General features: G+C 45.7%; 12 protein-coding genes. All 12 read left to right on the forward strand.

Annotated features, from left to right (window positions below; all coding sequences use genetic code 11):
- Positions 1-186: hypothetical protein (locus Q8865_09610; GenBank protein MDP4153676.1), on the forward strand; the 186-nt coding region annotated here is incomplete at its 5' end.
- Position 187: 1 nt separating this feature from the next.
- Entirely contained in the window at positions 188-1,498 is a 1,311-nt protein-coding gene (locus Q8865_09615) for a phage tail sheath family protein (GenBank protein MDP4153677.1), read from the forward strand.
- A 17-nt stretch (positions 1,499-1,515) separates the two neighbouring features.
- A complete protein-coding gene (locus Q8865_09620) occupies positions 1,516-1,983 on the forward strand; it encodes a phage tail tube protein (protein ID MDP4153678.1) in 468 nt (155 codons plus the stop codon).
- A gap of 18 nt (positions 1,984-2,001) precedes the next feature.
- Positions 2,002-2,430: a phage portal protein gene (locus Q8865_09625; GenBank protein MDP4153679.1), complete on the forward strand. Its 429-nt coding sequence runs from the start codon at positions 2,002-2,004 to the stop codon at positions 2,428-2,430.
- Positions 2,431-2,782: 352 nt separating this feature from the next.
- Positions 2,783-3,436 (forward strand): hypothetical protein, encoded by a 654-nt coding sequence (locus Q8865_09630; protein MDP4153680.1) that lies wholly within the window; start codon positions 2,783-2,785, stop codon positions 3,434-3,436.
- A gap of 121 nt (positions 3,437-3,557) precedes the next feature.
- A complete protein-coding gene (locus tag Q8865_09635) occupies positions 3,558-4,202 on the forward strand; it encodes a hypothetical protein (protein MDP4153681.1) in 645 nt (214 codons plus the stop codon).
- A gap of 459 nt (positions 4,203-4,661) precedes the next feature.
- Entirely contained in the window at positions 4,662-7,121 is a 2,460-nt protein-coding gene (locus Q8865_09640; GenBank protein ID MDP4153682.1) for a tape measure protein, read from the forward strand.
- The gene (locus tag Q8865_09645) at positions 7,121-7,783 is read left to right on the forward strand and encodes a LysM peptidoglycan-binding domain-containing protein (GenBank protein MDP4153683.1); all 663 of its coding nucleotides are present in this window, start codon (positions 7,121-7,123) and stop codon (positions 7,781-7,783) included. The genes Q8865_09640 and Q8865_09645 overlap by 1 nt, the downstream gene beginning before the upstream one ends.
- Before the next feature lie 16 nt (positions 7,784-7,799).
- The gene (locus Q8865_09650; GenBank protein ID MDP4153684.1) at positions 7,800-8,762 is read left to right on the forward strand and encodes a hydrolase; all 963 of its coding nucleotides are present in this window, start codon (positions 7,800-7,802) and stop codon (positions 8,760-8,762) included.
- Positions 8,746-9,087, forward strand: a complete 342-nt coding sequence (locus Q8865_09655) for a DUF2577 domain-containing protein (GenBank protein MDP4153685.1) — start codon at positions 8,746-8,748, stop codon at positions 9,085-9,087. Before Q8865_09650 ends, Q8865_09655 begins: the two co-directional genes overlap by 17 nt.
- 4 nt (positions 9,088-9,091) lie before the next feature.
- The gene (locus Q8865_09660; protein MDP4153686.1) at positions 9,092-9,490 is read left to right on the forward strand and encodes a DUF2634 domain-containing protein; all 399 of its coding nucleotides are present in this window, start codon (positions 9,092-9,094) and stop codon (positions 9,488-9,490) included.
- A partial coding sequence (locus tag Q8865_09665) for a baseplate J/gp47 family protein (GenBank protein MDP4153687.1) occupies positions 9,490-10,244 on the forward strand: 755 nt, incomplete at its 3' end. The genes Q8865_09660 and Q8865_09665, both read left to right, overlap by 1 nt.

The raw sequence follows: 10,244 nt of genomic DNA on the forward strand, positions 1-10,244 counted from the left end.
AGGATGATTTTTTTGGCAAATAAACCGGAAGAAACTAAAACTGTATTTACTAAAAATCAGCTGCTTTCCTCCAAACGGTATGAAAACTGCCGAGATATTCTCAGCGCTCAGCTTAAAGGCGGTTCCTACAGTCTGGATGAAACTGATGAAATAATCAATAAATTTTTAAAAGGTAAGGTGAAGTAACATGGCACTTGGCGGCGGAACTTTTACAGCGCAGAATAAGGCGCTTCCCGGTTCCTATATCAACTTTGTAAGTTTGGCAAAGGCATCCGCTGTCCTTTCGGACAGAGGCATCGCAGCTATGCCAATCGAACTCGACTGGGGCATTGAAGACACGGTTTTTGAAATGGATTCGCAAAATTTTGAGTCTGACTCTATGAAGGCTTTCGGTTACGCATTCGGCAATGACAAAATGAAGGGGCTTCGCGAACTCTTCAAAAATATCCGCAAAGGGTATTTTTACAGGCTTAATTCCGGCGTTAAGGCTGCCTGCACATTCGCAACAGCAAAATATTCCGGCATTCGCGGCAACGACCTGAGGCTCATCATCCAGATCAATACGGACAACGCCTCTAAATATGATGTATCTACATATCTAGACACTGTTAAGGTCGACTCACAGACAGTCGCTTCTGCAGGCGAACTTAAAGGCAACGATTATGTCGACTTTATTTCATCAGCGACTCTTGCACCTTCCGCCGGAATCAACCTCACAGGAGGAACCAACGGCTCAGCACCAGACGGCGCCGCATATCAGGCTTTTCTCGACAAGATCGAGTCATATTCCTTCAACGCTTTGGGCTGCACCTCTACAACCGCAGAGATCACAGGACTGTTTGTTGCTTTTACCAAACGTATGCGCGACGAACTCGGTGTTAAATTCCAGACGGTTCTCTACAGAACGTCTACCGCTGACCACGAGGGCATTATCTCTGTCGAAAACAAAGCCACTGACTCCGGCGCAGCAGAATCCTCTCTGGTTTACTGGGTCACAGGCATCGAGGCCGGCTGTGCCGTCAGCAAGAGCAACACCAACAAAGCTTATGACGGCGAGTACACTGTCGACACGGATTATACACAGACCGCACTCGAAAATGCTCTTAAATCCGGCAAATTCATCTTCCATAGAGTCGGTGACGAGATCCGCGTGCTTGAGGATATAAACACATTCGTGTCTGTTTCTGATGAGAAATCAGAGGATTTCGGCAGCAACCAGACCATCAGAGTCCTCGATCAGGTCGCAAACGATATTGCCGTACTATTCAATACCAAATACCTCGGCGCTGTCCCCAATGACGACGCTGGCAGAATCTCGCTCTGGAACGACATCGTTAAACACCATCAGGATCTTCAGAACATCAGAGCTATCGAGAATTTCAGCGCCGATGATGTTAAAGTCACGGCGGGCGACACCAAAAAATCCGTTGTCGTTTCAGACGTGGTTACGCCTGTCAACGCTATGGCACAGCTCTACATGACCGTTGTGGTTCAATAAGATAGGAGGTTTTAATTATGGCTAATGTAATGGTTGCCAAGGACGCCATTTCCGCGTCACTGGCTGAATGTTTCGTTACTATCGAGGGCAACAGGTACAATCTGATGTCCGCAATCAAACTTGAGGCTAAGTTCGAAAAAAATAAAAGCGAGGTCCCGATCCTCGGCAGAACCGGCAAAGGCAACAAGGCCACAAGCTGGAAGGGCACCGGTTCCGCCACCTTCCACTATAACACCAGCATATTCAGAGAGCTGCTCTACAGGTATAAGAACAGCGGCGAGGATATTTACTTCGACATCCAGATTACAAATGAGGACCCTACCTCCAGCGTCGGCAGACAGACCATCATCCTCAAAGACTGCAACGTCGACGGCGGCATCCTTACTAAGTTCGACGCCGGCTCTGAATACCTCGATGAGGATATGGACTTTACTTTTGAAGATTTTGAAATGCCCGAACAGTTTACTAAAATGTCCGGCATGTAATGGAAAGGATCTTGATTTATGAGCAATTTAAGCGCTTTTCTTGCTAAAAACGCACTGAGAGTCGACAACATAAAATTCGTTGCTTCCAAACGCTTCGTCGGCGAGGACGGTAAGCCTATCGAATGGGAAATCAGCTGCATCACTTCTACCGACGACGAGGCCTTGCGCAAAGCGTGCACAAAACGGGTGCAGATCCCCGGCAAGAGAAATCAATATACGCAGGACACCGATTTTAACCTCTATCTTGGAAAACTTGCCGCTAAATGCACAGTCTATCCTAACCTTGACGACGCGGAACTGCAGAATTCTTATGGCGTTATGGGCTCTGACGTGCTTCTTAAAACTATGCTCACCCCCGGTGAGTATACCGATTACCTCACCAAAATCCAAGAGGTCAACGGCTTTGACTCAGCCATGGAAGATGAGGTTGAAGAAGCAAAAAACTAATTGAAGAAGGCGAGTTTGAAGCAAATATTGCTTATTACTGCCTTCATAAGCTGCACATGCTTCCATCTCAGTTCGTCAGCCTCGAAAAACAGGAAAAGGCTTTCGTTATCGCCGCCGTCTTGCTTAAAATCGAAGCCGACGAGAAGGAAGCTAAAAAAGTCAAGTCTAAAAGGTGACGACGCTGTCACGCCGTGGGTGCCGTCCCCTGCCGGTGTGGGGGACGGCTTGGGCGTGAGAATGCTGGAAATAAATTTGTAATTTGATTCTATTTTTTGTAAAAATATGTTTATCGATTGACATGTTCTTTCATGTGCTGTAAACTTATGGCGATAATGGAAATGAGGGGCATGTTATGAATGCAAGAAGAATTATTGGAATTATATGTTTGGTAATGTGTTTAATAGGGATAATCGTAAGCTTATCCGGCAATACCTCTTCTATTGCAACTGCGGTGTTGTTCGGCGTCATTGGTTTGCCCATGACTATTATCAGAGTGAAATCAAAAGAAGAATTAGAAGCAATTAGGCAGGAAAAAGAAAAGCTGATGGCTGAACAACAGGAAATTGAAGAATACAATAACAGCCACGTATTGGCAAGCCACCTTGCCGGGCTGCCTTTTGCCGATGGTACAGACTGTATCATCGGATTTGAGCCTGATGTCTTCATCTTTGAAGGTAGCGGGACCACAATCAGGCTTGCCTGTGACAAGATAACCGATATTTCCGTGAAAACCGATACTGACATTCAGAAACAATATGTTTCAGATGTCGGTGAAGCCATCTGGAATTATGAGACATTTGGCAAACTTGGAGCAATATTATTAAATAATACTGAAGAGATAACTAATACGACTATAACGAATTATTTGATATTTACCTATTTAAAAGACGGGGAAATCGATTATGTCGGGTTTGTGATACTGGAAAATCTTGATTTAGCTAATTCATGGGTCGAGATGTTTGAACAGAATTATGGGTCGACAAATGAAGTTACTATGGATCTGTAGGCGAAACACGGAGATGCGGGTTCTGTAGTTTGAAGCTATTTTCGTAAAAATTTGTTTATTAATTGGCATGTTTTTTCGTGCGCTTTAAACTTATGACGATAATGGAAATGAGGGGCATGTTATGAGTATTGCAAAGAAAATTGCAAGAGGATTAGGAATCTTTTTTGGGGTTTTTACTTTAGTCTCCTTGATTCTAGTTCTTTCAGGTGACAAAGATTCAATGCCAGCAGCTATTTTTTGCGGTATTATAAGTGCTGTCCTGATCCTTGTCAGCAGGAAACCTGCTGCAGAAAGAGCTGCGATAAGAGAGGAAAAAGCTAGAATCAAAGAATATCGTGAGAGTCATGTATGGGCAAATCTGGTGTGCGGTCTGCCTTTGGCTGATGGTACAAACTGCACAATTGGATTTGAGCCTGATGTCTTCATCTTTGAAGGCAGTGGAACCACAATCAGGCTTGCCTGTGACAAGATAATTAATGTTTCAGTGAGAACCGATACTGAAGTACAGACAGATTATGTTCCAAGTGTCGGTCAAGCCATTTGGAATTATGAGACTTTTGGTAAAACTGGGGCATTGTGGCTAAACGATACTAAAGAGATAACAACTACGACTACAACGAGATATTTCATATTTACCTATTTAAATGACGACCAAATAGACTATATCTGTTTTGTGATAACCGGAAATATCAGGTTAGCCAATGCGTTAGCTGATATGTTTGAGCAGAATTATGGGTCAACAAATGAAGTGACTGTGGATCTGTAAGCTATAATGTAAGACGCGGGAGACGCGGGAAACGGAACCATGAGTTTAGACGTTGATGGAAGATTGGCGGGGGTGCCAAGGCATGGCGCTGAAAATAAAAACGGATGCCGCATATGATAATAAGGATGGAATAAAGAACTTTGATTGAGAATGAAGCATCTTACGAGAGTAAGATGCTTTTTTAATGCGAAAATAACTTGAAAGCCGGAACGAAAACTGTTCAGGCTTATTTTATAATATATAAGAACGAAACAGGTGAGAGATGCGAGGATTCGGAGATGTGAAAGACGCTGTGAATATAAAATAGCAGGACGGGAGGCGGAGAGTGAAAAATGAGCTGAACAAAAGGGCGCCGCACGCGCCGGTGAGGTGCCATTATGGCAGGACTTGAAAATTTAGGCTTAAACAGGGGCGAAAAAAACGCATCCTGTTATTTTTTATTTAAAGGCAGGTGAGATGATGGGAACGATCAGTACATCGATTCAAATTACGGACGGGCTGACACCGGCACTTAAAAAAATGGATAAGGCGATTCAAACGACTGTAAAAAGCTTTGAATCTTTGCAGAAAGCAACCCGGAATGCGGTGGACACAAGCGCCCTTCAAAAGGCAAGATCGGAACTGTCAAAAACAAAAAGCAGCGTCAGCAGCTTGGAACAGAGCTTTAAGAAATTGTCCGCGGCGGGAAAGGATTTTAAAAAATCGCTTCAAGTGAGCAGTGACATTACAAAGGTGAAAAACAGCGTGGGCAGTTTACAACAGAAAATGAACGGGCTGACCACAGCGGGAAAAAATTTTAAAAAAACGCTTCAAGTGAGCAGTGACATTACAAAGGTGAAAAACAGCGTTGGCAGTTTGCAACAGAAAATGAACGGGCTGACCAAGGCGGGAAAGGATTTTAAAAAATCCCTTCAAGTGAGCAGTGATATTACAAAAGCCAAAAACAGTATTACCGGCTTACAACAGAAAATAAATAAGCTATCCTCGGCAGGGAAAAATATTAAAAATTCGATTAAGAACAGATCGGCTCAGACTAAGATTCAATCCTCTGGAGGCTCAATAGAAGAGGGCACCGGAGGCGATAAAAAGAAGAAATCGATTCTATCTGTGGGAGCAACTGTTGTAGGGAAAATTGGAGATTATGCTTTGCAAATAGCTAGTATGTCAGATCAATATACCCAGATGAACACAAAAGTTAAGATGATGAACGACGGATTGCAGTCAACGAGGGATTTACAGGATTTGATCTATAGCTCAGCACAGAATACAGGGACATCCTATCAAGACATGACGGATACTGTCGGTAATTTGGGCGCGCGGGCAAGCGGCGCCTTCAGCGGCAGTAAAGAACTTATTGCGTTTTCAGATCTAATGACGAAAAACTTTAAAATGGGCGGCGCGAGTATTGAAGATCAGGCATCAGGCATGGAGCAGCTCACCAATGCTATGGCTCAGGGCAGCCTGCAGGGGGACGCATTCGATTCTGTTTTGCAGACCGCCCCCGGCATTATCCAGTCTATTGCTGACTATATGAACCTGCCAGTGGATCAGGTCAGAAATTTGGCCGATCAGGGAAAGCTTTCGTCTGATGTTATTAAAAACGCGATGTTCTCGGCGGCTGACCAGACCAATCAAAAATTTGGGCAGATGCCGAGAACTTTTTCGGATTTAAAAACGGAAATCAATAATAGCATGCAGCATGCATTTCAGCCTGTTTTTGAAAAGATCGGACAGCTCGCAAATATGCCTCAGATACAGACGTTCATAAGAGTTTTTGCCGGAGGACTTGAAATTGCCGCGGAAGCGGCGCTTTGGGTGCTTGGTATTATCGGGGAAATTGGCAACTTTATAGCGAATAACTGGGACACCATGGGACCGATAATATTAGGCGTTGCGTTCGCTATGGGAGTGCTCGCTATTGCATCCGGAATTGCGAGTATAGGTCAGTGGGCTCTGAACGCGTCACTGTATGCCTGCCCGATTGTATGGATCATTCTCGCTATCATTGCTTTGATTGCAATTTTCTTTATCGTTATAGCGGTGATAAACAGACTCACAGGGCAGAATCTCAGCGCAGTTGGGCTTATCTGCGGAGCGTTTATGTGGCTTGGCGCAACAATATTGAACGTTCTTATCGGCGCAATAAACGGAGCTATCCAACTCCTTTGGTCAATGTTTGTCACTCCGTTCCTTGGACTTATTGAATGGATCTTAAATGTTTGCAATGGCGGCTTTACCAGCTTCGGCGGCGCGGTATTCAACCTGCTAGGTCAAATCATTTCACAGTTTTTATCCCTTGGAACGGTAGTTACTAAAATCATTGATGCAATCTTCGGGACTAAGTGGACAAACGGTATTAAGGCTCTCCAAAAGAATGTCCTCAGCTGGGGCAAAAACGGTAACACATCTATAACGCTGAACCGTGACGCGCCTGAAATCGCCCGTGTCGATCCTGGTGCCGCATTCAACGCAGGCAATAAATTCGGCACAAATATTCAAAAGAGCATCGGAAATGCTTTCTCAATGAAAGGGCTTGGAAATAAAGATGATTTATTGGGTGGTTTGACGGATAAAATGAAAGGTTTGCAGGATAAGTTTATGCCAGGCGGCGCGGGTGCGGGTGCCGGTGCCGGCGGAATAAACGATGCGCTTGGCAATATCGCGCAGAACACTGCCGATACCGCCGGAAACACCGCCGCTATGAGCGATTCGATGGATTCTTCTGATGAAGACATGCAGTATCTGCGCGATATTGCAGAGCAGGAAGCAATCAACAGATTCACGACCGCAGAAATCAAGGTCGATATGGTGAACCACAACAATGTTAATTCCGGCATGGATCTGGACGGCATCGTCAGTTACCTTGAAGACAAGGTTTACCAGAGCATGTCGGCAGCCGCGGAAGGAGCGTATGCCTGATGTATACTGTAACGCTGGACGGGATGGCTTTGCCGGTCACCCCGTCTAAAATTACCACAAAGGTGAAAGGTCAGAATAAAACTTTTAACCTTATCGATGATTCCGAAATCAACATTATTAAGCCCTCAGGACTGACTGAAATCAGCTTTGACGCAGTCCTTCCACAGGTTAAGTATCCATTTGCCGTTTACCCGGACGAGCTGGGCTTTAAACCTGCAAGCTATTATCTGGATAGACTGGAACAGCTCAAGTTGAGCGGAACCCCATTCCAGTTTACGAGCGAATGGAATAATAAAACGAAAGACGACCATATGGTCGTTCACGATAAGACGGTTACCCTTGAATCCTATGACATTTCGGAAGACGCCGAGAACGGCACCGACATTACCGTTTCCATTGAGCTTAAAGAATATAAGCCCTACGGAACCCAGATCGTTCAGCCGCAGTCGGACAACACCGCAACCATCGAATCCGCAAGACCTGATGATTCAGCTCCGCAGCTCAGCACTTACACCGTAAAAAATGGCGACTGCCTTTGGAACATCGCTAGGAAATATCTCGGCAACGGGGCGAGATATACCGAAATCTATGACCTCAACAGAGACAAAATCAAACGCCCTAACCTCATTTACACGGGGCAGGTGTTTATTATGCCGTCTTAGAAAGGAGGGGTGAGTTTTGAAGAATGTTGAGCTTTTTATCCAGGATGCCGACAAGATATATGCCCCTGTTATCGAGGACACCATCACATGGGAGACATCACGCAAGGGCGAACCCGGTAAACTCACATTTTCTGTGCTCAAGGACGACATCATTGATTTTTATGAGGGCGGTCAGGTAATGTTCAAATACGGCGGCGACAAGATCTTTTACGGCTTCGTTTTTGAGAAAAAACGGGACAAGGACAAGGTCATCGAAGTTACCGCCTACGATCAGCTTAGATACCTCAAAAACAAGGATACCATCAACTATGCCGACACCTCTGCGGATGAGCTTATCAGAATGATTGCCGGCGATTTTAGGCTGCATGCCGGTGAGCTTGACTCGACCGGATATAAAATCTATTCAAGAAAAGAGGACAACAAGACTCTCTTTGATATCATTCAGACCGCTCTTGACGAGACCTTGCAGAATACGGGCAAGCTGTTCGTCCTCTACGACGATTACGGCAAACTGACCCTTAAAAATGTTGAGGATATGAAGCTGAACCTACTTATCAACGAGCAGACGGGCGAAAATTTCGACTATACCTCCAGCATCGACGGCGATACATATAACAAAATCAAGCTGGTCTATGAAAACGACCAAACCAATCAGCGCCAGACCTTCACTGTTCAGGATTCCGCCAACATCAATCAGTGGGGTGTCCTTCAGTATTTCGATAAGATCCAGACCCAGTCGATCGGAGTGGCTAAAGCTAACGCCCTGCTTCAACTCTACGACCGCAAGACACGCAACCTCTCCATAAGCGGCGCCATTGGCGACACCAGTGTCCGTGCCGGATCTTCCGTTGTCGTCAACCTTGACCTCGGAGATATGGAGGTGAAAAATTTTATGCTCGTCGAAAAGGTCAAACACTCATTTACCGCAAGCGAGCACCGGATGGATCTCACACTGAGAGGCGGTGATTTTATTGCCTGATTTAGTTCAGCTTATCAAAAAAGCCGCTGTCGAAGCGGTCGAAAACGCCATGCCCGCGGGGGTGTACTTTGGCGAAGTAATGAGTGCGTCTCCACTGAAAATCAGCCTTGATCAGAAAATGGTGCTGACCGACAGGGATCTTATCCTGACTACCCTCGTGAAAGACTTGCATTTCAGCGTCACAGGCTATGACGTGAACGTGATTGCAAATTCCGGAGCCACAGGAGACTATATGCTTCATCTCGCGCTTGCAAAAGGAGACAAGGTCATCCTCGTCAGGGCGCAGGGTGGACAAAAATTCGTTGTTTTAGACAAGGTGAGGTGATGGCATGATTCCGGCTGTCAATATTGATTTGTCAAAAGATTTTCAAATTATCGAGCTTCCAACCAGAACTTTCAAAATTTCAGACGGCAACACGATAAGCGGGTTTGCAGACAAACTGGATGCCATGAAGCAGGCGGTTTATCTGATACTCAATACCGAGCGGTATGAATATCTAATATACTCATGGAACTACGGCATTGAGCTTGTGGACCTTTACGGGCAGCAGATGCCCTTTGTTCTGCCTGAACTCAAAAGAAGAATAACCGAAGCACTGACACAGGATTCGAGAATTACCGGCGTCAGCGATTTCGTATTTGACTATGAGGGCAGGAAGATCCGCGCTGCCTTCAGGGTCAGCACTATCTATGGCGATATTGATGCAGAAAAGGCGGTGACTATTTAATGTACGAGGATGTTACATTTGAATCTATCCTTAAGCGGATGCTGAGCAATGTCAAAGAACAGGATTCTAACATCGACACCAGAGAAGGCAGCGTTATTTACAGTGCTCTCGCCCCGGCTGCCGTCGAGCTTCAGAATATGTATATCGAGCTCGATTCTATCATGGACGAGACTTTTGCAGACACGGCATCTAGAGATTATCTTATCAGGCGCTGCGCCGAGAGGGGCATTGCACCCACGCCCGCCACAGTTTCGATCATTAAGGCGGAGTTTAAAAACGGCAATGCCCATATGGATGTTCCTATCGGGTCAAGATTCTCACTGGGAATGCTTAATTTCACGGTTTCCGAAAAGGTCTCGGACGGGATATTCTATCTTGTCTGCGGGACTGCGGGAACCGCTGGAAATGATACGGCTGGCGCTTTGATACCCGTCGATTATATCGACGGGCTTTCGACCGCCGACGTTTTGGAATTATCCATCCCAGGCGAGGACGAGGAGGATACCGAGGCTTTACGAAAACGCTATCTGAACAGCATCCAAGCCGCGGCTTTCGGCGGAAATATTTCCGATTACAAACAGAAAACGGTCGCGCTTGACGGCGTTGGCGGCGTTAAGGTCACTCCCGCTTGGAATGGCGGCGGCACTGTTAAGCTTGAAATCATCGATTCTCAGTTTAAAAAGCCGAGTGCAGAGCTTATCAGCTCTGTTCAGCAGGCTATCGACCCGCAAAGCTCAGGCACCGGCGCCGGCAT

The organism is Bacillota bacterium, assembly GCA_030705925.1.
Taxonomy (GTDB): Bacteria; Bacillota; Clostridia; order Oscillospirales; family Feifaniaceae; genus JAUZPM01.